The 21409-nt window shown below is 72.5% G+C and carries 22 protein-coding genes and 1 other RNA gene; 11 read left to right on the forward strand and 12 right to left on the reverse strand.

Annotated features, from left to right (window positions below; all coding sequences use genetic code 11):
- Position 1 precedes the first annotated feature (1 nt).
- Together OG624_RS13605 and OG624_RS13610 are read right to left on the reverse strand one after the other, a co-directional pair.
- Positions 2–838, reverse strand: coding sequence for a hypothetical protein (locus OG624_RS13605; protein ID WP_266357556.1), 837 nt, complete (start codon positions 836–838; stop codon positions 2–4).
- On the reverse strand, positions 835–1569 hold the full coding sequence (locus OG624_RS13610; protein WP_266357554.1) for a MerR family transcriptional regulator: 735 nt from the start codon (positions 1567–1569) through the stop codon (positions 835–837). Before OG624_RS13610 ends, OG624_RS13605 begins: the two co-directional genes overlap by 4 nt.
- Before the next feature lie 87 nt (positions 1570–1656).
- Here OG624_RS13610 and rnpB point away from each other — a divergent pair.
- Positions 1657–2058: RNase P RNA component class A (rnpB, locus tag OG624_RS13615), an RNA gene on the forward strand.
- Positions 2059–2579: 521 nt separating this feature from the next.
- On the opposite strand, the gene OG624_RS13620 is transcribed toward rnpB, so the two are convergent.
- From OG624_RS13620 to OG624_RS13630, 3 genes are read right to left on the reverse strand one after another with little or no spacing between them, the layout of a single operon-like run.
- Positions 2580–3902 (reverse strand): bifunctional RNase H/acid phosphatase, encoded by a 1323-nt coding sequence (locus OG624_RS13620; protein WP_266441374.1) that lies wholly within the window; start codon positions 3900–3902, stop codon positions 2580–2582.
- On the reverse strand, positions 3902–4645 hold the full coding sequence (locus tag OG624_RS13625) for a zinc ribbon domain-containing protein (protein WP_202505767.1): 744 nt from the start codon (positions 4643–4645) through the stop codon (positions 3902–3904). The genes OG624_RS13620 and OG624_RS13625 overlap by 1 nt, the downstream gene beginning before the upstream one ends.
- Positions 4642–5502, reverse strand: a complete 861-nt coding sequence (locus OG624_RS13630) for a Nif3-like dinuclear metal center hexameric protein (protein WP_033227018.1) — start codon at positions 5500–5502, stop codon at positions 4642–4644. The genes OG624_RS13625 and OG624_RS13630 overlap by 4 nt, the downstream gene beginning before the upstream one ends.
- A gap of 293 nt (positions 5503–5795) precedes the next feature.
- Between OG624_RS13630 and OG624_RS13635 the strand changes: the two genes are divergently transcribed.
- Positions 5796–6872, forward strand: coding sequence for a hypothetical protein (locus tag OG624_RS13635; protein WP_033227017.1), 1077 nt, complete (start codon positions 5796–5798; stop codon positions 6870–6872).
- 35 nt (positions 6873–6907) lie between these two features.
- Here OG624_RS13635 and OG624_RS13640 read toward each other — a convergent pair whose 3' ends face one another.
- The 3 genes from OG624_RS13640 to OG624_RS13650 all read right to left on the reverse strand — a co-directional run bounded on the left by OG624_RS13640 (position 6908) and on the right by OG624_RS13650 (position 9898).
- Complete coding sequence (locus tag OG624_RS13640) at positions 6908–7849, reverse strand: 3-oxoacyl-ACP reductase (protein ID WP_033227016.1); 942 nt, start codon at positions 7847–7849, stop codon at positions 6908–6910.
- A gap of 33 nt (positions 7850–7882) precedes the next feature.
- A complete protein-coding gene (locus tag OG624_RS13645; protein WP_033227015.1) occupies positions 7883–8959 on the reverse strand; it encodes a Zn-dependent alcohol dehydrogenase in 1077 nt (358 codons plus the stop codon).
- 84 nt (positions 8960–9043) lie between these two features.
- Positions 9044–9898: a MaoC/PaaZ C-terminal domain-containing protein gene (locus OG624_RS13650; protein WP_033227013.1), complete on the reverse strand. Its 855-nt coding sequence runs from the start codon at positions 9896–9898 to the stop codon at positions 9044–9046.
- Between the two features lie 286 nt (positions 9899–10184).
- On the opposite strand from OG624_RS13650, the gene OG624_RS13655 reads away from it, so the two are divergent.
- From OG624_RS13655 to OG624_RS13670, 4 genes are all read left to right on the forward strand, one after another.
- Positions 10185–10538 (forward strand): response regulator transcription factor, encoded by a 354-nt coding sequence (locus tag OG624_RS13655; RefSeq protein WP_078909768.1) that lies wholly within the window; start codon positions 10185–10187, stop codon positions 10536–10538.
- A gap of 179 nt (positions 10539–10717) precedes the next feature.
- A complete protein-coding gene (locus tag OG624_RS13660) occupies positions 10718–11278 on the forward strand; it encodes an RNA polymerase sigma factor (protein WP_033227012.1) in 561 nt (186 codons plus the stop codon).
- Entirely contained in the window at positions 11265–11534 is a 270-nt protein-coding gene (locus OG624_RS13665) for a hypothetical protein (RefSeq protein WP_033227011.1), read from the forward strand. The genes OG624_RS13660 and OG624_RS13665 overlap by 14 nt, the downstream gene beginning before the upstream one ends.
- A gap of 129 nt (positions 11535–11663) precedes the next feature.
- The gene (locus OG624_RS13670) at positions 11664–12095 is read left to right on the forward strand and encodes a hypothetical protein (protein ID WP_033227009.1); all 432 of its coding nucleotides are present in this window, start codon (positions 11664–11666) and stop codon (positions 12093–12095) included.
- A 68-nt stretch (positions 12096–12163) separates the two neighbouring features.
- Here the strand turns inward: OG624_RS13670 and OG624_RS13675 are convergent, their stop codons facing one another.
- The 3 genes from OG624_RS13675 to OG624_RS13685 all read right to left on the reverse strand — a co-directional run bounded on the left by OG624_RS13675 (position 12164) and on the right by OG624_RS13685 (position 16274).
- Positions 12164–12679: a YcxB family protein gene (locus OG624_RS13675; protein ID WP_266357545.1), complete on the reverse strand. Its 516-nt coding sequence runs from the start codon at positions 12677–12679 to the stop codon at positions 12164–12166.
- A 259-nt stretch (positions 12680–12938) separates the two neighbouring features.
- Positions 12939–14129: a lipid-transfer protein gene (locus tag OG624_RS13680; RefSeq protein WP_033227005.1), complete on the reverse strand. Its 1191-nt coding sequence runs from the start codon at positions 14127–14129 to the stop codon at positions 12939–12941.
- A 12-nt stretch (positions 14130–14141) separates the two neighbouring features.
- On the reverse strand, positions 14142–16274 hold the full coding sequence (locus tag OG624_RS13685; RefSeq protein WP_033227003.1) for an acyl-CoA dehydrogenase: 2133 nt from the start codon (positions 16272–16274) through the stop codon (positions 14142–14144).
- A gap of 132 nt (positions 16275–16406) precedes the next feature.
- Here OG624_RS13685 and OG624_RS13690 point away from each other — a divergent pair, with 132 nt between their 5' ends.
- From OG624_RS13690 to OG624_RS13710, 5 genes are all read left to right on the forward strand, one after another.
- Positions 16407–17030 carry a histidine phosphatase family protein gene (locus tag OG624_RS13690; RefSeq protein WP_033227001.1) on the forward strand — a complete coding sequence of 208 codons (624 nt, stop codon included), beginning with the start codon at positions 16407–16409 and terminating at the stop codon, positions 17028–17030.
- 206 nt (positions 17031–17236) lie between these two features.
- Positions 17237–17614 carry a peptidase inhibitor family I36 protein gene (locus OG624_RS13695; RefSeq protein ID WP_033226999.1) on the forward strand — a complete coding sequence of 126 codons (378 nt, stop codon included), beginning with the start codon at positions 17237–17239 and terminating at the stop codon, positions 17612–17614.
- A gap of 105 nt (positions 17615–17719) precedes the next feature.
- A complete protein-coding gene (locus OG624_RS13700) occupies positions 17720–18580 on the forward strand; it encodes a hypothetical protein (protein ID WP_158712008.1) in 861 nt (286 codons plus the stop codon).
- A gap of 110 nt (positions 18581–18690) precedes the next feature.
- Complete coding sequence (locus OG624_RS13705) at positions 18691–19044, forward strand: hypothetical protein (RefSeq protein ID WP_033227027.1); 354 nt, start codon at positions 18691–18693, stop codon at positions 19042–19044.
- Positions 19045–19147: 103 nt separating this feature from the next.
- Positions 19148–19843, forward strand: a complete 696-nt coding sequence (locus OG624_RS13710) for a DNA alkylation repair protein (protein WP_371639454.1) — start codon at positions 19148–19150, stop codon at positions 19841–19843.
- Here OG624_RS13710 and OG624_RS13715 read toward each other — a convergent pair.
- Positions 19830–21389, reverse strand: coding sequence for a serine/threonine-protein kinase (locus OG624_RS13715; protein WP_371639455.1), 1560 nt, complete (start codon positions 21387–21389; stop codon positions 19830–19832). The genes OG624_RS13710 and OG624_RS13715 overlap by 14 nt on opposite strands.
- Between the last annotated feature and the right edge of the window lie 20 nt (positions 21390–21409).

A 21409-nucleotide genomic window follows, 5' to 3' on the forward strand; every position in this document is an offset into this window, starting at 1 on the left:
CCTAGGCTCCGGCGGGCTGCCGACGCAGGGCGGTGACCAGCGCGCGCGGGTCGTCGGCGTGGAAGCGGACGGTCCGGGCCTCGCCCGTGGCGCCGAGCGGCCGGGTGAAGCGCAGCGGCCGGTTCAGTTCCAGGGTGACGGTGGTCTGGCTGCCGACGATCAGGTCGAGCACCCCGTCCTCGGACAGCGTGACCAGTCGGCCCTCGGGGTAACGCCGGTCCACCCGTACGGAGGCCACCGCGTCCGACGGGACGGCCAGGTCGAACAGGGCCCCGTAGCGGATCCTCAGCGACCCGTCGGGGCGGACCACGTGCGGCCGGGTCACACACGCGGCGTGCAGCGCGAGGACGAGCAGGATGCCGTACACGTCCAGCACCAGCATCACCCGGTGGACCGTCGGCCAGGGGATGAGCAGGGCCAGGCCGATGGTCTCGATCACCGACACGAAGAGCATCCCGTACATCATGGCCGTCTGCGGTCCGGTGTACGCGGCGGCGAGGTCCCCGGGGCGCACCCCGTGCTTGCCGCGGACGGCCCACCGGCCCAGCGAGGCGGCGGCGCGCAGTTCGTGCAGCACCAGCCGCCGCACCTGCGTCGGGACCACGGCCCGGACCGCGGCGCGGCGTGCGGCCCGGCGGTCCGCGCCGCGGGCCCGCTCGACGGCGTAGAGGCCGTACAGCACCCAGGCTTCCAGCAGCAGTACGCCGACGAGGAGTACCTCGGTGACGGCGAGCGCCCATCCGGGCAGGCGCACCCCGGCCGCCAGACACACCACGAGCCCCAGCTCCGCCGGGACGACGGCGGTGACGGCGATCCGTGCCGCCCGTATGCGGGTCATCCCCGCCCCCTCTCCATGAACGCCTCCATGACGAGGCGGACGACTTCGGCCTGCGCGGGCGCGTACTCGGCGAGCAGCGCCTCCTTGAACCCGGTCACGACCACCCCGTCGGTGGGGATCGCGGCGAACACCTCGTCGGGGACGGCCGCCACCAGCTCCGCCGCCAGGGGCGGGATCCGCGGGTCGTCCACGGGCGCGTCGGCGAGCTCGTCGAGGCGCACGTACAGCGCGAGCACGGCGGGATCGGCGGCCAGCGGGCCCATCGCGGCGTAGATCTCCTGGCCGCCCGCGCCCGTCGCGTCGAGCAGGGTCAGGTGTTCGCGGTCCTTGGCGGCGGCCGGCGAGTCGGTCTGCGGCGCCTTCGCCAACAGCGCGGCGAGCCCGGGCGAGAGCGGCTCGGCCTCCCCCGGCCCGGCGGCGAGCAGCACGGCGAGCCGGCGTCGCCGCTCCTGGATCTCGGCCTCCTGCCGGGCGAGGTCGGCGTCGAGTTCCGTGAGGACCTCGGCCAGTTCGCGCCCGGCGTCGTCGGCGAGGACGTCCCGCACCTCGTCGAGGCCGAGCCCGAGCTCGGTGAGCCGGCGTACGCGGGCCAACAGGACGGCGTCACGGAGGCTGTAGGCCCGGTAGCCGTTGGGGCGCCGCTCCGGTTCCGGGAGGAGCCCGACATGGTGGTAGTGCCGGATCGCCCGGGTGGTGACCCCGACGACCGCGGCGATCTCTCCGATCCGCATGCCCCCAGTAGAAACCCTGCCGCTGCGTCAAGGTCAAGCAAGGTCGGGCGCGGTCGTCGCCGCGGGTAACATGGTCGCCACGGCAGACGAGTCGGCCGGGCGGCCGCGTCGGGGTCTCAGGATCCCGCCGAGGAACGTCCGGGCTCCACAGGGCAGGGTGGTGGCTAACGGCCACCCGGGGTGACCCGCGGGACAGTGCCACAGAAAACAGACCGCCAGGGGCTTCGGCCCTCGGTAAGGGTGAAACGGTGGTGTAAGAGACCACCAGCGCCTGAGGTGACTCAGGCGGCTAGGTAAACCCCACCCGGAGCAAGGTCAAGAGGATCCGTCCCCGGACGGGTCTGCGCGAACGATCGAGGGCTGCTCGCCCGAGTTCGCGGGTAGACCGCACGAGGCCGGTGGCAACACCGGTCCTAGATGGATGGCCGTCTCCCCGGCGACCGCGAGGTCACCGGGCGACAGAACCCGGCGTACAGGCCGGCTCGTCTGCCGCTTCCACTCCCGTTCGGGGCAAGCGGTTCTCCCGCCGGGCTCCGCCCGGACCCGCGCCTCAAACGCCGGCGGGGCTGGGTGGTGTGGGGCGGTGCCCCGGCGGAGTGTCTCCTCGGCTCGCGCGGTACCGCATGTCTCTGCCATAGCCGGTGGTGCGCGCTCGTCCTGCGGGGACACTCCACCGTGCCCCCGCCCCACGGCAGAACTTCGACAGTGGCCCCGAAGCCGCCCCGACGCGTGGGGAGCGGGGACGGGCAGGGGTGTCCCCGCAGGACGAGCGCGCAACCACCGCACACAGCCGAGACATGCCCGCATCGCGCGAGCCGAGGAGACACCCCTGCCCGGCCCCGCGCACCACCCCGCACCGTCATCGGACCCCGCCGCCCCGCCCGAGGGAACGGCGCGAGCCGAGGAGACACCCCTGCCCGGCCCCGCGCACCACCCCGCACCGCGCCCGAACCCCGGCCCCCAGACCGACCCGGACCCCGCCCGGCCCCCCGCCAGGGGCACCGCCAGGGCTACCGCAGGTGGGACGTGTCGTTCAGGAGGCGGACCGAGGCGTTGCCGTCCGCGTAGTAGGCCACCGCCGACAGGGAGGCCGCCGAGAGTTCCATGCGGAACAGGGCTTCCGGCGGGGCGCCCAGGGCCAGGCGGACCAGGATCTTGACCGGGGTCACGTGGGTGACCAGCAGGACCGTGCGGCCCGCGTGCGCGGACAGCAGGCGGTCGCGGGTCGCCGAGATCCGGCGGGTGGCGGACAGGAAGCTCTCGCCGCCGCCCGTCGGGGCCGCCTTCGGGGAGTCCAGCCACGCCTGGAGGTCGTCCGGGAAGCGCTGCTGCACCTCGGCGAAGGTCAGACCCTCCCACGCCCCGAAGTCCACCTCGCGCAGGCCCTCTTCGACCGTCACCGTGAGGCCGAGACGGTCCGCGACCGCCTGCGCGGTCTCCCGGCAGCGGCGCAGCGGGGAGCTGATGATCGTTTGGACGGTGCCGCGGGCGGCCAGCGCCTCGGCGACCGCGGCGGCCTGCCGCAGGCCCGCCGGGGACAGTTCGGGGTCGCTGCCGCCGCTGCCGGAGAAGCGCTTCTGCGGGGTGAGGGCGGTCTCGCCGTGCCGCAGCAGCACGAAGGTGGCCGGCGCCCCCATGTCCGGGCCCCAGCCGTGGCTGCCGGCGACGGCCGGCGCATCGGCGTCGAGGCAGGGCTCGATCGCCTCCGTCAGGGCCTCGGCGTCGGCGAACAGCGTGTCCGCGAGCTCCTGGGCCGCCGTGGCCTTGGCCGCGGAGGCGGAGGCGGTGACCAGGGCCGCGCGCACGGCCGCGGCCCCCTTCGCCGCGTCCCCGGGCGGACCCACCGGAGCCGGCGGGGTGGCCAGGGCGCGCGCCGCACCGTGGTCGAGGGCGGCCGTGGACGCCGACGGCTCCCACTGCTTGCCGCGCTTGCCCGCGTCCATCGCCTCGTTCGCGAGCCGGTCCGCGTGCTTGTTCTGCTCGCGCGGGATCCACTCGTACGTCACCTGGGCGCGCGGCAGGATCCGCGCGGCCTCGGCGGCGAGCGGCTTCATGTCCGGGTGCTTGATCTTCCAGCGGCCCGACATCTGCTCGACGACCAGCTTCGAGTCCATCCGGACCAGGATCTGCGCGTCGGAGGCGAGCTCACGGGCCGCCGCGAGCCCGGCGATCAGACCCTTGTACTCGGCCACGTTGTTCGTCGCGACACCGATGTACTCCGCGCGCTCGGCCAGCGTCTCGCCCGTCGCCGGGTCGAGCACCACCGCGCCGTAGCCGGCCGGCCCCGGGTTGCCCCGGGACCCGCCGTCCGCCTCCACGACAAAGCGCGGCATCAGATGCCCGAGTCGGCCGTACGGACCAGGATGCGGCCGCAGTTCTCGTGACGGACGACCTGGTCGCGGGCCGCGGCCTTGATCTCGTTGACCTCGGCCATGTCGAGCTCCAGTCGGCAGCCCTCGCAGCGGCGCTGGTAGAGGCGCGCGGCGCCGACCCCGCCCTGCTTGACGCGGATCTTCTCGTACAGCGCCATCAGGTCGGTCGGCATGGACGCGACGATGACCTCGCGGTCCTTGGTGACCTTCGCGACCTCGGTGTCGATCTCGGTGGTCGCCGCGTCACGGCGCGCGGTGGCGTCGGCGGCCTTGGCCTCCAGGGCCGTGACGCGCTCGGTCAGTTCGGTGACGCGCTCCTGCGCACCCTCCAGACGCTCCATGACCTCCAGGACCACGTCCTCCAGGTCACCCTGGCGCTTGGCGAGGGAGACGACCTCGCTCTGCAGGTTCGCCAGGTCCCGGGCCGAGATGCCCACGCCCGAGTCGAGCCGCTGCTGGTCACGGACGGCGCGCTGGCGCACCTGGTCCACGTCCTGCTCCGCCTTGGTCTGCTCGCGCGCGGTGTCGCTCGCCTGGGTCTGGGCGGCGACGAGCAGGTCGCGCTGCTGCGCCAGGTCCTTGGTGAGCGAGTCGAGCTCGGCGTGCTCGGGCAGCGACTTGCGCTTGTGGGCGAGCTGAGACAGCCGGACGTCCAGGGCCTGGACGTCGAGAAGTCGGATCTGGTCGGCGGGCTCGGCGTTCAGTTGGGGGCTCCAGAGATAGAAGGGGGTGTGACGGACGGCGCGTGGGCCGTCCAAGGGTCGGTGACCGTGTGCGAGACGTGGGTCCGCAGACCCCAGCCGTGGCGCTCGGAGACGGCGTCGAGCTGCGCGGCCGCCTGCTCGCACCAGGGCCACTCGGTGGCCCAGTGCGCGGCGTCGACGAGGGCGAGCGGGCGGCTCGTCTCGCGGGCCTCGGACACCGGGTGGTGACGCAGGTCGGCGGTCAGGAAGACGTCCACACCGGCGGCGCGGACCTGCTCGAAGAGGCTGTCGCCGGAGCCGCCGCTGACGGCGATGCGGCGGACCGGCATGTCCGGGTCGCCGGCCACGCGGATGCCTTGGGCGGTCGGCGGCAGCCAGGCCGCGGCGCGGGCCGCGAACTCGCGCAGGGTCTCGGGGTGGTCCAGTTCGCAGATCCGGCCGAGGCCGCGGCGGCCTTCCGGATCGGTCGGGTCGGGCACGAGCGGGCCGGTGATCCGCAGGTCGAGGGCGCCGGCGAGGGCGTCGGAGACTCCCGGGTCGGCGGTGTCGGCGTTGGTGTGCGCGACGTGCAGCGCGATGTCGTTCTTGATCAGCGTGTGCACGACGCGGCCCTTGAAGGTGCCGGCCTCGACGGTGGTGGTGCCGCGCAGGTAGAGGGGGTGGTGGGTGATGATCAGATCGGCACCCAGCTTCACCGCCTCGTCGGCGATCTCCTGAACGGGGTCCACGGCGAACAGGACCCGGGTGACCTCGGCGTCCGGGTCGCCGCAGACGGTTCCGACGGCATCCCACTGCTCGGCCCGCGAGGGGGGCCAGAGAGCGTCCAGCGCGGCGATGACTTCAGAGAGACGGGGCACGGGCCAAGGCTACCGTCCGGGGCGACCGTCCCGGTCAGGACAGCCCTGCCGGACGAGGCCCCCACCCCACGGGCGGGACATACCGGAACATTTCTGTCCGCCGTCCCGCCCCGTGCCTGCCGCGGCCCTCGTCCCGGACCGGCCGCGGGCCCCCGCCCCGATACCGACGAGCACAAACGCCCCGTCCGCCACGCACGAATCGCCGCCCGGACACCCGTATGTGTGAAGCGGTGTTGGTGGTGTTGTTCGCCGTGATGCCCGAAAACTAGCTTCCCCCCCGGAGGTGACCACGGATGACTGTCTGTGCCATCGAAATGACGACCACGACCGCGTTCACCATCGCCGCGGACGGGTCGTACGCCGCCCGGCTGGCCGGGGAGGGCGACGCCCTCTACGCGGAGCGCTGGACCCTCGCCGGGCCCGAGGCGTACGCGGTACCGCTGCCGCTCGCGCAGCCCGAGGAGGCGGACAGCGAGGTGCTGCCGCTGGCCGACGGGCGGGTGCTGATCCACCGGCGGGTGGCGGAGCGGCACGCCTTCGCACTGCTGTACCCGACGGGAGCCGAGACCGGGCCGAGCACCGGCGAGCTCCAGCTGGGCGGGGTGGAGGTGCGCGAGGGCGTACGGGTGCGCCTGCTCCCGCCGTGCCCGGCCGGTACCGGTGCCTTCGCCCTGGCCGCGGAGGACACCGTGACCACGGTCTGGCAGGTGACCGGCGACCCGTCGGGGCCGCGGCCCGTCGCCCGGATCCCGGGACGGTGCTCGGGCGGGGTCTGGCTGGACCGGGCGGGCCGGCTGCTGGCCCTGGACCGCGAACTGGAGGGCATCACCAAGGCCGTCGCCGTGGACCTGGCGAGCGCCGGGGTGTCCCCGCTGCTGCAGATCACCGAGGACAGCGACGACCGGCTGCTGCTGGCCGACCCGGACAGCGGGCTGCTGCTGATCCGCTCCGACGCCCCGGGCACCGCACGCCTGGGCTGGGGCGTGCTCGGCAGCTCCCTGCCCGTCCGCTTCCCGGAGTGCCTGGCCCGAACGGGTGAGGCCCGGCCGTTCGCGGTCCAGCCCGGCCAGTCCCTGATGCCGGAGACCTGCGGGGTGGCGCTGCGGCTGCCCGAGGGCGACATCGGGCTGTGGCGGCCCGCCGACCGGCAGGTCTTCCGGCTCGCCGCCCCGACGGGCTGGCTCGGCGGGAGCGGCCTGTGGAGCGCGCAGGGCCGCCTGCACCTCCCGTACGCGACCCCCGAGGTGTCCTGCGGGATGGTCGGCCTGGAGCTGCCGGCCTCGCCTCCCCCGCCGGTCGTCCTGGAGTCGCCCACGCCGACCGCCCCCCGCCCGGTCCCGCTCCAGCAGGCACCGCTGGCGGGGCGCTAGGGGCAGGGGGCAAGGGGCGGTCGCCGCCGGTGGGCTCAGGCGTGCTTGAGGCCCAGGACCTCCGTCGCGGCGAAGGTCTCGTTCGCCGGGCGGGACGCGTAGTGCGGGGTCAGGAGTTCGTCGAGCTCCTCGTAGGAGAAGGACTCCTTGGCCGTGTCGAACTTGGCGGCCACCCTCGGGCGCTCCATGACGGCCACGATGCCGCCGTGCACGACGAACAGTTGACCGTTGGCCTTGGCGGAGGCGGGCGAGGCCAGGTAGCCGACGAGCGGTGAGACGTGCTCGGGGGCGAGGGCGTCCAGCTTGCCCTCGTCCGGGACTGCGAAGCCGGCGAAGACGTCCTCGGTCATCCGGGTACGGGCCCGCGGGCAGATGGCGTTGGCCGTCACCCCGTACTTGGCGAGCGCCAGGGCGGTGGAGGTGGTCAGGCCCACGATGCCGCCCTTGGCCGCCGCGTAGTTCGGCTGACCGGCCGAGCCGCCGAGGAAGGCCTCGGAGGAGGTGTTGACGATCCGGCCGTAGACCGGGCCGCCGGCCGCCTTCGACCGCTCGCGCCAGTGCACGGAGGCGAAATGGGTGGTGTTGAAGTGGCCCTTGAGGTGGACCCGGATCACCGAGTCCCACTCCTCCTCCGACATCGAGAAGACCATCCGGTCGCGCAGGATGCCCGCGTTGTTGACCAGGATGTCCAGCTTCCCGAAACGGGACACCGCCAACTCGATCAGCTCCCGGGCCTGCTCGAAGTCGGCCACGTCGCCCAGGTGCGCCACCGCCCGACCGCCCGCGGCGCGGATCTCCGCGGCGACCTCCTCCGCCGGGGCGGCCGAGGCCTCCCCTGAGCCGTCCCGGCCGCTCTGGCCGAAGTCGTTGACGACCACGCTCGCGCCGAGCCGGGCGAGCTCGATCGCCTCGGCCCGGCCGAGCCCGCGGCCCGCGCCCGTCACGATGGCGGAGAGCCCCTCAAGTGGGAGTGACATCCGTAGCGTTCCTCTCGCAGGTCTCGGAGCTGGTCAGAGTTCGATGCAGGTGCGCAGGGCCACGCCCGTACGCATCTGGTCGAGCGCGTCGTTGATCTCGGCGAGCTGCACCCGGTGTGTGATCAGGCTCGCCAGGTCCACCCGGCCGGCCCGCCACAGGGCGATGGTGCGCTCGTAGGAGCGGAGCACGTCCCCGCCGCCGTACATCGACGGCAGGATCTTCTTCTCGTCGAAGAAGAGCGAGAACATGTCGATCTGGTAGTTGTCGTCCATCGCGCCGGCGCCGACGATCACCACGCTGCCGCCGCGGCGGGTCATCTTGTAGGCGGTCTGCGCGGTGGTGGACTTGCCGACGACCTCGAAGACGTAGTCGAAGCCCTCGCCGCCGGTGATCCGGTTCTTGGCGTCGTCGAAGGCCTCGGGACCCACGGCCTCGGTGGCTCCGAACCGCAGGGCCGCCTCGCGCCGCGACTCCACCGGGTCGACGGCGATGATCTGGGCCGCACCCTGGACCTTGGCGCCCTGGATGACGGAGATGCCGACGCCGCCACACCCGATGACGGCGACCGAGGATCCGGCCTCCACCTTGGCGGTGTTGATGGCCGCACCGAGGCCGGTGGTGACCCCGCAGCCGATCAGCGCGGCGATGTCGAAGGGCACGTCGTCGGGGATCGGGACGGCGCACGAGGCGTCGACCACGAGCTCCTCGGCGAAGGTGCCGGTCGCGGCGAAGCCGAAGATGTCACCGCCCGCGCGACGGAAGTTGGGGGTGCCCGCGTTGACCAGGCTCGCCAGGCACAGGTGACCCTGGCCGCGCTTGCAGGACGGACAGTGGCCGCACGGCGGCAGCCAGCAGACGAGGACCCGGTCGCCCTGCTTGAGGGTGGTGACCCCGTCACCGACGTCGGAGATCACCCCGGAGCCCTCGTGGCCGGGGATGAAGGGGGCGGGCTGCGGCAGGACGCCGCTCATCGCGGAGAGGTCCGAGTGGCACAGGCCGGTGGCCTTGATCCGGATCTTCACCTTGCCCGGGCCGAGGCCCACGGCCTCCATGTCGTCGACGACTTCGAGCTTGTCCTGGCCGATCTCGCTCTGCAGTGCTGCGCGCACGGTGCGGCTCCTTGGGTCTCGTACTCGTACGGTCTGGTTCTCGTACTCGCGGTTGCGCGTGCTCGTGGCTACGCGCGCTCGTGGCTACGCGTGCTCGACGACGGTGTCGGCGAGGACCGGCGCGTCGTCCCGCTCGACGGCGGTCACCGACACCAGGACCCGGCCGGGCTCCTGCCACATCCGGATGCGCAGCGTCTCGCCCGGGAAGACGATCCCGGCGAAGCGCGTGCGGTAGGCGCGGACCCGGGAGACGTCCCCGCCCAGGGCCGTGTCGACGACGGCCTTGAGGGTCATCCCGTACGAGCACAGGCCGTGCAGGATCGGCTGGTCGAAGCCGGCCGTCTTGGCGAACTCGGGGTCGGCGTGCAGCGGGTTCCAGTCGCCGGAGAGGCGGTAGAGGAGCGCCTGGTCCTCACGGATGCGCCGCTCCTCGACGCGGTCCGGGGCGCGCTCGGGCAGTTCCTCCCGTACGGAGGGACCGCGCTCGCCGCCGAACCCGCCCTCACCCCGGACGAAGATCTGCGCATCGCTCGTCCACAGGGGCCCGTCGGCGTCGGCGACCTCGGTGCGCAGGACGACGACGGCGGCCTTGCCCTTGTCGTAGAGGGCCGCGACCCGGGCGGTCGAGGTGGCCCGGCCCTTGACCGGGATGGGCCGGTGCAGCTCGATGGACTGGCCGCCGTGCAGCACGTGGGCGAGGTTGATGTCGATCCCGGGGGCGGCGAGGCCGCCCATCATCGCCATCCCGGCGCCGGCGACCGTCGCGAAGCTGGGCAGGACGTGGAGCTTGGATTCGAGGGTGTAGCGCAGCTCGTCCGGGTCGGTGGCCGGCCGGCCCGCGCCGAGGCCGAGGTGGTAGAGCTGGATGTCCTTGTGGTCCCAGCCGATGTCCCCCAGGCGGGGGTCGGCGGCGAGGGCCTTGGCGGCATCGATCGGCATGGGGATGCTGCTCCCTGTCGTTGGAGAACCGGGGCCGTGGAAGAGCCGGGGCGAAGCTGTGGAAGAGCCGTGGAAGACCTCGGTGCGGCCGTCCGCACCGTCGGCCGCACCGAGGTCGCATGCGGGGGCCGGTTCTAGAACGCGTTCTAGGCCCGGCCGGTGAGGGAATGTATAACGCACACCCCCACACTTGGGAAGACTCTTGACTTGACGTCAGATTCACTGCGTGCGGGGCGTGTTGCGTGCCCACCGGGGGGCGGGGCAATACCCTGCCCGCGTGGAAGAAATGCCTGTTGACCACCGTGAGGTCCGCGCCCTGCGCGTCCTGCTGGAGCCACCGAATCCGGCCCTGGCGCTCCAGCTCGGCCTCCAGCCGGACATCGAGGTGGTCCGGGATCCCATGGCCCGGCCCGCGGTGGCCCTGGTGGAGGAGCTCGCGGCCGTCACCGCTCTGCTGGCCGACGATCCGGAGTGCCGGGTGCTGGTCCTGACGGGCTCGGCGCACCCCGGCCTCGCGGAGGCCGCCCTCGCCGCCGGCGCGGTGGGGCTGGTGCTGCGGGACGGCCCGATCGGGGACCTGGCAGACTGCGTCCGGCGCGCCTCGACGGGCGAGACGGTGGTGGACCCGGCCCTGGGATGAACTCGATCGGATTCCTGCGAATCCTTTCGCGGTGCCCACGCCTCTTATGCATGTGCCGACGCCGAGATCGGCACCTGACCTGGAGGTTGTCGTGATCACTCTTGTCGCCGTGGGCGCCGTCGTCCTGCTCCTGCTCTGCACCTGCACCGTCCTCGTGGCGCGCCGACGGAGCCGCTCCCGTGGCTGAGTCGACCTGGCCCGCCGAGCCGCTGATCGTCGCCGCGCAGCGCGGGGACCTCGACGCGGTCACCGCGCTGGTCTCCGGATCGCACCCGAACGTGCGGAAGTTCGCGTACTCGCTGTGCGCCTCCCCCGAGGACGCCGAGGACGCGGCCCAGGAGGCGCTGATCATCCTCTACCGGCGGATCGGCATGCTGCGCGCGTCCGGCGCCCTGGCCTCGTGGATGTTCCGCATCGTCCGCAACGAGTGCCTGCGCCGGGCCCGGCTGCTGCCCCGCGAGCGCACTGTGCTGCCGGACACGAGCGAAGCGGTGATGTCGGCCGAGGACGAGGTGTTGGAACGCCTGGAGGCCGCCCGGGTGGCGCGGGCGATCGCCGCCCTCCCCGCCGACCAGCGGCGGGTGCTGATCATGCGGGACATCCAGGGCTACAGCGGCCGCATGGCCGCGAACGCGCTCGGGCTCAGCCCCGCCGCGATGAAATCACGGCTGCATCGGGCCCGCGCGGCCCTTCGACACACCCTTTACCCGACTCCTGGAGGCGACGATGCCGATCACTGACGGCCCCGACTTCGCGAGCTCCACCCTGCCCCGACACCTGGTCCGCGGCGCGATCGGCCTCGGCGCCCTGGCCGGCTCCGTCGCCCTTCTCCCGCTCTACGGCCCGATCACCCTGGCCCTCGCCCCGGTCGGTCTGCTGGCGCTGCGCGGCTGCCCGATGTGCTGGGCGATCGGGCTGGCCCAGACGCTTTCCCGGGGCCGCCTGCAACGGGAGTGCACGGACGACCGCTGCGAACTGAAGGTGGCGGCCCGCTGATCCGGGCCTGCGGGCAGGGGCGCGAGCGTCCCGTCCCGGCCACCGATTTTGACGGAATCCGCCGCAGCGCGCGTGCGCGCAGCGGAGCAGGATGAGGCTCCCTCAACCTAGTTCCGGGGAGACGGAATCATGCGCTCATCCGCCCTGTCCACCGCCGCCGCGCTCGTGGTCGCGACCCTCGCCGCGGGAGCTGTCCCGGCCACCGCCGACACGTCGGCCGGGCCGCTCCTGGTGGTCCCCCTGGACGCCGGCAACGGCCTCCACCACAGCACCGGATCGGTGGCCTACGAGCGCGTCGACGGCGCGGCGAACGCGGTCAGGATCGTCTCGGTGCACGTCACCGGCGGCGATCGCGACTGCGCCTGGCTGGACTGGAACGACCCGCACAGCCCCACCGGCTGGAGCAGCCTGACCAGCGAACCCTCCTGCGGCGGCACCGGCTTGGGCGAGTACCCGGACAGGATCGTCAAGGCGCCGGTCGGCCACCCGCTCAAGGTGCGCCTGGCCGCCTACCACTCCGACTCGGCCGAGGTGAAGCACAAGGACATCGAGAAGCTCTGACCGGGCGAGGGGCGGGCCGGGGCCGAGCCGGGGCCGGGGCCGGGGCGGCAGGATCCGGAAGAGACGGCCTAGCAGCCGTCGCCGGCCTGCTCGTGGCCGAAGGCGGCGAGGAGTTCGCTCTCGCCCGGGGCGGTGAACAGCCGCTTGGGCAGCACCACGAGACACGTCCGGCGGCGCGAGCGGCCCACGAACACGTGCAGCCGGGGCGTCTCGTGGTAGTAGCGCATCTCGTCCCAGACGATCAGCTGCGACTCCTCGCCCCGGAACACCTCGATGCCCGTGCCGTCCACCACGACCCGCTTCTCCTCGGCGGCCCTGCCGCTGCGGAAGCCCCGGGCCACCGCCCACCGCGGCAGCACCAGCAGCGCGAAGAGGCCGTACGCCGCCGCGATCCCGAGGGGGACGGGGTGCAGGGTGAGACCGTCCGAGGACAGCGACACGCCCGCCGAAGCGAGCAGGACCGTACCGAGGGAGCCCACGATCCGGCCCCGCCGGAACAACCCCGCCGCCTTGGCGGCCTCGTCGTACTCGTCCCTGGTCACGGTGCCGGTGGCACGGAAGGACGTCTCACGTATCTCGCTCACGGGGGCGGAGCCTAGCGCCTGTCTTTCGGATCATGCCGGGCCCGCCTGATCCGAAAGACAGGCCCTAGGGGGTGTCTTGTCGATCGGGGCGGAACAGGGAGCGGTGGTCGGTGCCGTGTATCGCAAGGCGGACGAGGGAGGCGACGCGGAGCGTCGCCGACCGAGGACAACGCGGCGAGGCGCGGTGCCGGGCGCCGCGAGCCCGCCCTGATCGGCAAGACACCCCCTAGCGCTCCGCCCCCACGGCCGAAAGCGCCTTTCAGCCCCGCCGCAGCATCGTCACCACCGCCGCGCCGCCCAGCCCGATGTTGTGCGCCAGCCCCACCCGCGCCCCCGCGACCTGCCGCGGCCCGGCCTCGCCCCGTAGCTGCCAGACCAGCTCCGCCGCCTGCGCCAGCCCGGTCGCCCCCAGCGGATGGCCCTTGGAGATCAGCCCGCCGGAGGGGTTCACCACCCACCGCCCGCCGTAGGTGGTCGCGCCCGACTCCACCAGTTTCCCGGCCGAGCCGTCCCCGCACATGCCGAGCGCCTCGTAGGTCAGCAGCTCGTTGATCGAGAAGCAGTCGTGCAGCTCCACCACGTCCACGTCCTCGATGCCGAGCCCCGAGGCCTCGTACGCCTGCCGGGCCGCGGCCGCCGTCATCGGCTTGCCGACCACGTCGATGCAGGAGCCCGAGGCGAAGGAAGCCTCCGTGTCCGTCGTCATCGCCTGGCCGACGATCTCCACGGCCTTGTCGTGCAGCCCGTGGCGCACCACGAACCGCTCGGAGACCACCAGCGCCGCCGCCGCGCCGTCCGAGGTCGGCGAGCACTGGAGCTTCGTCAGCGGCGCGTGGATCTCCTTCGCCGCCAGGATCTCCTCGACCGAGTACACGTCCTGGAACTGCGCGTTCGGGTTGTTCGCCGAGTGCCGGTGGTTCTTCGCGCCGACCGCCGCGAGCTGCGCGGCCGTGGTCCCGTACCGCTCCATGTGCTCGCGCGCCGCGTTGCCGAAGATCTGCGCCGTGGGCGGGGACATCTCGAAGCCGTGGCCCGCGGCCATGATCCCGTAGTGCCGGGCCACCGGCGAGGTCGTGAAGTCCCCGCCGTCCGCTCCCCCGCCCAGCGCACCGCGCTTCATCTTCTCGAAGCCCAGCGCCAGCACGCAGTCGCTGATGCCGCCCTGCACGAACTGCCGCGCCATCATCAGGGCCGTCGAGCCCGTCGCGCAGTTGTTGTTGACGTTGTAGACCGGCACCCCGGAGAGCCCCAGCTCGTACGCCGCCCGCTGGCCGGCGGTGGAGGCCTGGAAGCAGTAGCCCACCGGGACCTGTTCGACCAGCCCGTAGTCCACGCCCGCGTCCGCGAGCGCCGCCGATCCGGCCTCCCGCACCATGTCCCAGTACTGCCAGTCCCGCGACTCCGGCTTCTCGAACTTCGTCATGCCGACGCCCACGATGTACGACTTCATGCCCGACAACTCCTAGTCCCTGGGTAGGCCGAGGATCCGCTCGGCGACGACGTTGAGCTGGACCTGCGTGGTGCCCCCGGCGATGGTCAGGCAGCGGGACATGAGCATCCCGTGCACCGCCCGCTCGCCCGCCCCCTCCCGCACCGCGCCCGCCGGTCCCAGCAGTTCGAGCGCGAGCTCGGCGGTCCGCTGCTGGTGCGGGGTCTGGACGAGCTTGCGTACGGAGGCACCCGCGCCCGGCTCCAGCCCCGACACCTGCTGGAGCGTGGTGCGCAGCCCGATGCAGGCCAGGGCGTGCGCCTCGGCGGCGAGCGCGCCGATCCGCGCCCGGTAGGTGCCGTCGAGGTCGGCGGCGCGTCCGAGGAGCGCCTCCAGGCCGGTGTCGAAGGTCATCTGGTCGGCCATGTGGACGCGTTCGTTGCCGAGGGTGTTGCGGGCCACCTTCCAGCCGTCGTCGGCCGCGCCGACGAGCGCGTCCGCCGGGAGGTCCACGTCGTCGAAGTACACCTCGTTGAAGAGGGCCTCGCCGGTGATCTCCTTCAGCGGCCGGATGTCGATGCCGGGGGTGTTCTTCATGTCGACGACGAAGTAGCCGAGTCCCTTGTGCTTGGGCGCGGCCGGGTCGGTACGGGCCAGCAGGATCCCGAAATCGGCGCTGTGCGCGGAACTCGTCCACACCTTCTGGCCGTTGACGCGCCAGGAGCCGTCCTCCCGCCGCTCCGCCCGGGTCCGCAGCGAGGCCAGGTCGGAGCCCGCGCCCGGCTCCGAGAAGAGCTGGCACCAGGTGACGTCGCCGCGCAGGGTCGGCAGGAGGTAGGCCTCCCGCTGCGCCTGCGTCCCGTAGGCGAGCAGCGAGGGCACCACCCAGGTGGCGATCCCGAGGTCGGCGACCTTGACCCCGGCCTCGCCCAGTTCCTGCTGGACGACGAGCTGCTCGACGGGGCCCGCGCCGAGCCCGTACGGGGGCGGCAGGTAGGGGGCCGCGTAGCCGGTGGGGGCCAGGATCCGGCGCGCGGTGGCCGGATCGAGTCCGCGCGCGTCCGCGATGGCGGTCCGGGCCTTCGCGCGGTACGTCTCGGCCTCCGCCGGGAGTTCCAGGCGCAGCTCGCGCCGCGCACCGCCCGCCGCGCACCGCACGGCCCGGACCCGGTGCCCGTCGCCGGGCCCGAGGAGCTGGCGGGCCACGAGCGCCCGCCGCAGGTAGATGTGGGCGTCGTGCTCCCAGGTGAAGCCGATCCCGCCGAGGATCTGGACGCAGTCCTTGGCGCAGGTGTAGGCGGCGTCCAGGGCGGTCCCGGCGGCGAGCGCGGCCACCAGCGCGCGCACCTCGGCGGGCTCGTCCATGGCCTGCGCGGCGTCCCAGGCCAGCGCCCGGGCCTGTTCCAGCCGGACGAGCATGTCGGCGCACAGGTGTTTGACGCCCTGGAACTGCCCGATGGGCCGGCCGAACTGCTCGCGCACCTTCGCGTAGGCGGCGGCCGTGTGCAGGGCCCAGGCGGCCGTGCCGCAGGCGTCGGCGGCGAAGAGCGTGCAGGCCAGGTCCCGGACCAGGGCCGCGTCCAGGTCCAGCAGCCGGTCCGGGGCGGTGGTGACACCGCGCGCCCGCACCTCGGCGGTGGGGCGGGTGGGGTCGGCGCTCTCGTGCGTACGGATGTCCAGCGCGGCGGCGTCCACGGCGAACCAGCGGGTGCCGTGCGCCGCCTCGGCGGCGAGCAGCACCAGGTCGGCCTCGCCGGCGCCGAGCACGGGCGGGGCGAGTCCGTCGAGCAGGTACCCGCCGCCCTCGACGGCGACGGCGGTCAGGGTCCCGGGCCCGAGCGCGACCGCCCCGACCCGGCCTTCGAGCGGCTCGGCGCCGGCCCGATCCAGCAGGACGGAGGCCAGCGCGCTCGGCAGGTACGCCCCGGGGAGCGCGGCCCGGGCGGTCTCCTCGACGACGACGGCCAGGTCGAGGAGGGTGCCGCCGTCCCGGTGCGAGTCGAGCAGTCCCTGTGCGGTCAGCGCGTCCCAGTAGGCGGGCCGCGCCCCGGTCTGCGGCGGGGTGTCGAGCAGCTTGCGGACCTCTTCGGGAGGCACGGCCCGCGCGACCCAGCCGCGCACCGCCTCGGCCAACTCCCGCTGCTCCTGCGTGATTCCGATGCCCATGCGCGGCAGACTAGAACACGTTCCAATCTGACGGAAGGTCAGATGGTGGGTGAGTCGGAGGCGGGAACCGGCGCCGCAAGGGGCGACGTCCATCGATGCACAAGATCGATCACCGGTTCGAAGGAGTCAGTAATGACCGGCACGGCCACCCGATACCTCTACCTCGTCCGCCACGGCGAGGCGCTGCCGGACGAGAGCGGGCTCACCGAGAACGGCCGCCGGCAGGCCGTCCTGCTGGGCCGACGTCTCCGGGACGTCCCGCTCGCGGCCGTCCACCACGGCCCGCTTCCCCGCGCGGAGCAGACGGCGCGCCTGATCGGCGACCAGCTGACGGGCGTCCCCCTGCACCGCACGGAAGTGGCCGGCGACTACGTCCCGTACCTACCGGACCGCGAGGAACTCCCGGCCGAATCGGCGGACCTCTTCCTGAACTTCCTCGCAGGCGCCTCCGCCGAGGAACGGGAGCAGGGGCCCGGGCTGGCCCGCCGGGCGATGGACCTGTTCACCGGGCCGGTGGACGGCGACGAGGATCGGCACGAGCTGGTCGTCACGCACAACTTCCTGGTGGCCTGGCTCGTTCGGGACGCCATGTTCGCGCCGAAATGGCGCTGGCTCGGCCTGAATCATTCCAATGCCGCCCTGACGGTCATCCGGTACGCGCCCGACCGGCCCGCCTCCGTCCTGTTCTCCAACGACATGCGACATCTGCCGAATGAGCTGCGATGGACCGGTTTTCCGCCCGAGTTGCACATCTGAGCGCACCCTCGACAGGAGGGTCCGCCAAACCCAATACACCTCAACTCGGGCTTATATACGGGCTGTTGAGTCCCTATGGACCATTCACTATAGTCGGCACCGACACGGCCGGCCCGGGTCCGAGCGTGCCGTTCTCGGGAACCAACTCCCCTTCGTCGCGCCCGTTACGGCGTCGGCGCGAACACCACGACGTAGGGGGATGAATCATGCGCATGAAGCGGACCCTGGCACTCTTGGCCGCCGCAGCCGGCGTCACGATCGGAATGGCCACCCCGGCCAGCGCGTACGCCTGCCAGACCGGCTTTTTCTGCCTCTACTACAACTCCAACCAGGCCGGAGCCCGGTGGTTCACGGACGGTGACGTACCCAATCTCGCCGGGGAAATATTCACCACCTGGGCCACCGGCGAGGGCGAGCTGGTGAAGAACAATGCCGCGTCGACCCAGAACGCCTCGAACTACTGTTACCGGGTCTACTACAACTCGAACTACTCCGGCCCGTACGACACCGTTCATGCGCACACGTCCCGGAATCTCGTGAACACGTACAACAACAACGCTTCCGTCCGGGACATGATCTGCTGAGCAGTATCGGCACCCGGACCGGGAAAGGGTGTTCCGCGACCGCCTTCCGCGGCCGCGGAACACCCTTCCTCGCCCCCGTAGAGGAATTCGTCGAGGACAGTGAACGTGACCACCTTTTCCTCCCGAGCGTGTGCCGGTACGGCGGTGCTCCTGCTCCCGTTCCTGTCGGCGTGCATGGCCGACCCCGCCGCCCCCGCCGCAACCCCAGGCCCGACCGCGGCGCACCGGCTCGCCGACAGCAAGGCCCTCAAGCTGCCGCTGGACGATTACCTGCTGACGACGACCGACGCGGGCGAACTCGCCCGCGCCCGCGATTCCCTCATGCGGCGGTGCCTGGGCGGATTGGGCGCCCCGTACACCCCCAGGGCGCGGGAAACCGCCGATATCGAAACGAACGAGCGGCGCTACGGTCTGGCCGACGCGGAACTCGCGAAGCAACACGGATACCACGTGCCAGACACGGCGAAAACGGCCGAAGACTACCCATCGGAGATCATGCCGCTCGTCACGGGCGAAGCCACCACGCACAACGGCGTCCCGGTACCGGAAGGCGGGTGCGCGGGGCAGGCGCAGCGGGAACTCCACGAGGCCGATCTGCAGGGAGCCCTGGCCCTTCCCCAGAAGCTCAACATGGAAAGCTACCTGAAGTCCCAGAAGGCTCCCGCGGTGGTGAAAGCGACCGAGGCGTGGTCGGCATGCATGAAGGAATCCGGGCACACCTACCCCGATCCGCTCGCCGCGATCAACGACAAGGAATTCAGCTCCGCGACCGCCGGCACCCACGAGAAGGAAGTCGCGCTCGCCGACGTCCTGTGCAAGCAGAAGGTGAACCTGGTCGGCATATGGTCCGACGCCGAAAGCGAATACCAGAGGTTCGCGATCGAAGCCGACAAGGGCGTCTTGGCGGAGCCGCTGGCCGCCAAACAGAAGACCATGGCCGCCGCGAAGGCCGCGGCCGCGCAGTAGGAGCTCGTGACCGCCGGCGCGGAAATCGCGTGGCCGCCGGGTTCGCGGTGCCGGTATCGTCCGCTCCCCCGACCCGCCGCACCGACGGACCCGTTCAGAGAGCGACGCACATGACCAGCCCCCGGACCACGACGACCCTGTGGCGCCCCACCGGCCCCGAGGAGCTGGCCCTGGTGCGGGAGCTGAACTGGCGTGCGTGGCCGCCCCGACTGCCCGAGCAGCCGATCTTCTACCCGGTCCTCAACGAGGACTACGCGATCAGGATCGCCCGGGACTGGAACGTGAAGCACAGCGGCGTCGGCTTCGTCACCCGCTTCGAGGTCGACGCGGAGTTCCTGAGCCGCTACCCCGTCCAGCAGGCGGGCGGACGGACCATCCTGGAGCTCTGGGTTCCGGCCGAGGAGCTGGACGACTTCAACGCCCACATCGTCGGCGACATCCAGGTGACCCACGAATTCCGCTGAGGCGGGTCACCGCCCCGACCAGCCGTGGCCCCGCGAACCGGCATGTCCGGTTGGCGGGGCCATAGGCTGGCCGGAAATCATCCACGACGGGCAGGAGGCCGAGATGACCGGGACGACGGTCGAGGAGGTCATGGCTGAGCTGGCGGCTCTGGAGGACCCGCGGATGCGCGAGGTCAACGAGCGGCACGGTGACGATCACGGCGTGAACCTCACCAAGCTCCGCGCGATCGCCAAGCGCCTCAAGACGCAGCAGGACCTCGCGCGCGACCTCTGGAGGACCGAGGACACCGCGGCCAGGCTCCTGGCGCTGCTGATCTGCCGCCCGAAGGCCTTCGAGCGCGACGAGCTGGACACCATGCTCCGCGAGGCCCGCACCCCCAAGGTGCACGACTGGCTCGTGAACTACGTGGTGAAGAAGAGCCCGCACGTCGAGGAACTGCGACGCGCCTGGTTCGCGGATCCCGACCCGGTCATCGCGAGTGCCGGCTGGGCGCTGACCACCGAACGGGTCGCGAAGAAGCCCGACGGCCTCGACCTCCCGGGGCTGCTCGATGCCATCGAGGCGGACATGAAGGACGCCCCGGAGCGGCTGCAGTGGGCGATGAACCACTGCCTGGCCCAGATCGGGATCGAGCACCCCGAGTACCGCGCCCGCGCGATCGACATCGGCGAGCGCCTGGAAGTCCTCAAGGACTACCCGACGCCCCCGAACTGCACGTCCCCGTTCGCGCCCGCCTGGATCGCCGAGATGGTGCGACGGCAACAGGAGAAGCAGGCGGAGGGGCTCAGCCGGATGTGACCGACGCCGGCTTCAGCGCCGCCTTGGCGACCTCCTTGGCCTTCTGCTCGCACGCCCCGGGATGGTAGAGACCGACCCAGACGACCAGATTGCCGTGCCGGACGGAGAGCGCACAGGTCCACTCGGTGGTGCCGTCGGACTCCCAGTACGCCCCGTCGCCGAACCCGAGGTTGTTCACCCGCCTCCCGTCGACCGCATCCGCGGCGAAACCGGTCTGCTGGAGCTTCGCGTTGGCGCTGTCGTCACCGCCCCGCTTGACGTCCCACCGGACCAGCGCGGTCCGTCTGCCGGCATCGAAGCTGTACCAGGTGCACATCGTGTGTGCCTGGTTCTCGCTCGCGCTGTGGAAGTCATCCTTCGGTTCCCGCCCGGTCAGCGGGATGTACCGGGCGGCGCTCTGGCAGGCCGGTGCGTCGGCGTAGGCCGCGGGACCTGCCGCCGCCCGGTCCAGGGCGTACGCACCCGCGCCGGCCCCTGTCGCCACCAGCACTCCGGCGGCCACCAGCGCCACCGTCCGCGACCGCCTCCGGGGCGGGGTGGGCGACGGCTCGGTCGGCGGGCTCGTCGGCCGGGGAGGAATGACGGGCGGTGCGGACTCCGTGGCTTCGGCCGCCCGCTTCACCACCTCATCGCGCTCGGGCTCCGGCTCCGGCTCCGGCTCCGGCTCGGGGAGCGGTTCCGGCGGCGCCACCACATCCACCGTCCCACCGGACAACAGCCGCTCGATGGCGGCCCGTTGTTCGGCCAGCATCCGGTCCACGGCGGGCGGCCACTGCCGACCGGCCGGAGCGACCGGCCCGAGGAGTTCGAGCAGCTGCGCCGGCGTGGGCCGGGCGGCCGGATCCTTGGCCAGGCAGCGCTCCACGATCCCGCGCAGCCCGACCGGTACCGCGCTCAGGTCGGGGGTGGAGTGCACCACGTCGTAGAGCGTCCGAAGGGTCGAGGCCCCGGCGAAGGGGCTGCTGCCGGTGAACGCCATGACCAGCAACGAGCCGAGCGAGAACACGTCGCTCGCCGGCGTCAGTTGCTTGCTCTCGGCCTGCTCGGGCGACATGAACGACGGCGAACCGATCACCCACCCGGTACGCGTCAGCCCGGTGTCCCCCTCCGCCTCGGCCTCGGTGGCCCGTGCGATACCGAGGTCGATGACGCGCACGCCGTCCTCGGTGAGGAGCACGTTGTCGGGCTTGAGGTCCCGGTGGATCAGCCCCGCCCGGTGGATCTCCGCCAAGGCCGAGGCCAGCCCGGCCGCGAGCCGGTGGACGACGTCCTCGGGCAGCACCCCGTCCGCCTTGACCACGGCGCCCAACGAGGGCCCGGCCACGAACACCGAGGCCAGCCACGGGGTCGGCGCGTCGGCGTCGGCGTCCATCACGGCAGCCGTGTAGGCACCGGAGACCTTGCGCGAGGCCGCGACCTCGCGCCGGAAACGGGCCCGGAAGCCCTCGTCGTCGGCGAAGTGCGCGAGCACCTGCTTGACGGCGACGAGCCGCCCGTCGGGCCCCGCACACAGCAGTACCCGCCCCATGCCACCCTGCCCGAGCACGCCGGCCACCTTGAACGGCC

Source organism: Streptomyces virginiae (assembly GCF_041432505.1).
Classification (GTDB): Bacteria; Actinomycetota; Actinomycetes; order Streptomycetales; family Streptomycetaceae; genus Streptomyces; species Streptomyces virginiae_A.

Coding starts and splice junctions, on each gene's coding strand:
- OG624_RS13605 (WP_266357556.1), bottom strand. CDS start 838: ATGACCCGCATACGGGCGGCACGGATCGCCGTCACCGCCGTCGTCCCG.
- OG624_RS13610 (WP_266357554.1), bottom strand. CDS start 1,569: ATGCGGATCGGAGAGATCGCCGCGGTCGTCGGGGTCACCACCCGGGCG.
- OG624_RS13620 (WP_266441374.1), bottom strand. CDS start 3,902: ATGCCGCGCTTTGTCGTGGAGGCGGACGGCGGGTCCCGGGGCAACCCG.
- OG624_RS13635 (WP_033227017.1), top strand. CDS start 5,796: ATGACTGTCTGTGCCATCGAAATGACGACCACGACCGCGTTCACCATC.
- OG624_RS13640 (WP_033227016.1), bottom strand. CDS start 7,849: ATGTCACTCCCACTTGAGGGGCTCTCCGCCATCGTGACGGGCGCGGGC.
- OG624_RS13650 (WP_033227013.1), bottom strand. CDS start 9,898: ATGCCGATCGATGCCGCCAAGGCCCTCGCCGCCGACCCCCGCCTGGGG.
- OG624_RS13655 (WP_078909768.1), top strand. CDS start 10,185: ATGCCTGTTGACCACCGTGAGGTCCGCGCCCTGCGCGTCCTGCTGGAG.
- OG624_RS13665 (WP_033227011.1), top strand. CDS start 11,265: ATGCCGATCACTGACGGCCCCGACTTCGCGAGCTCCACCCTGCCCCGA.
- OG624_RS13670 (WP_033227009.1), top strand. CDS start 11,664: ATGCGCTCATCCGCCCTGTCCACCGCCGCCGCGCTCGTGGTCGCGACC.
- OG624_RS13680 (WP_033227005.1), bottom strand. CDS start 14,129: ATGAAGTCGTACATCGTGGGCGTCGGCATGACGAAGTTCGAGAAGCCG.
- OG624_RS13685 (WP_033227003.1), bottom strand. CDS start 16,274: ATGGGCATCGGAATCACGCAGGAGCAGCGGGAGTTGGCCGAGGCGGTG.
- OG624_RS13690 (WP_033227001.1), top strand. CDS start 16,407: ATGACCGGCACGGCCACCCGATACCTCTACCTCGTCCGCCACGGCGAG.
- OG624_RS13695 (WP_033226999.1), top strand. CDS start 17,237: ATGCGCATGAAGCGGACCCTGGCACTCTTGGCCGCCGCAGCCGGCGTC.
- OG624_RS13705 (WP_033227027.1), top strand. CDS start 18,691: ATGACCAGCCCCCGGACCACGACGACCCTGTGGCGCCCCACCGGCCCC.
- OG624_RS13710 (WP_371639454.1), top strand. CDS start 19,148: ATGACCGGGACGACGGTCGAGGAGGTCATGGCTGAGCTGGCGGCTCTG.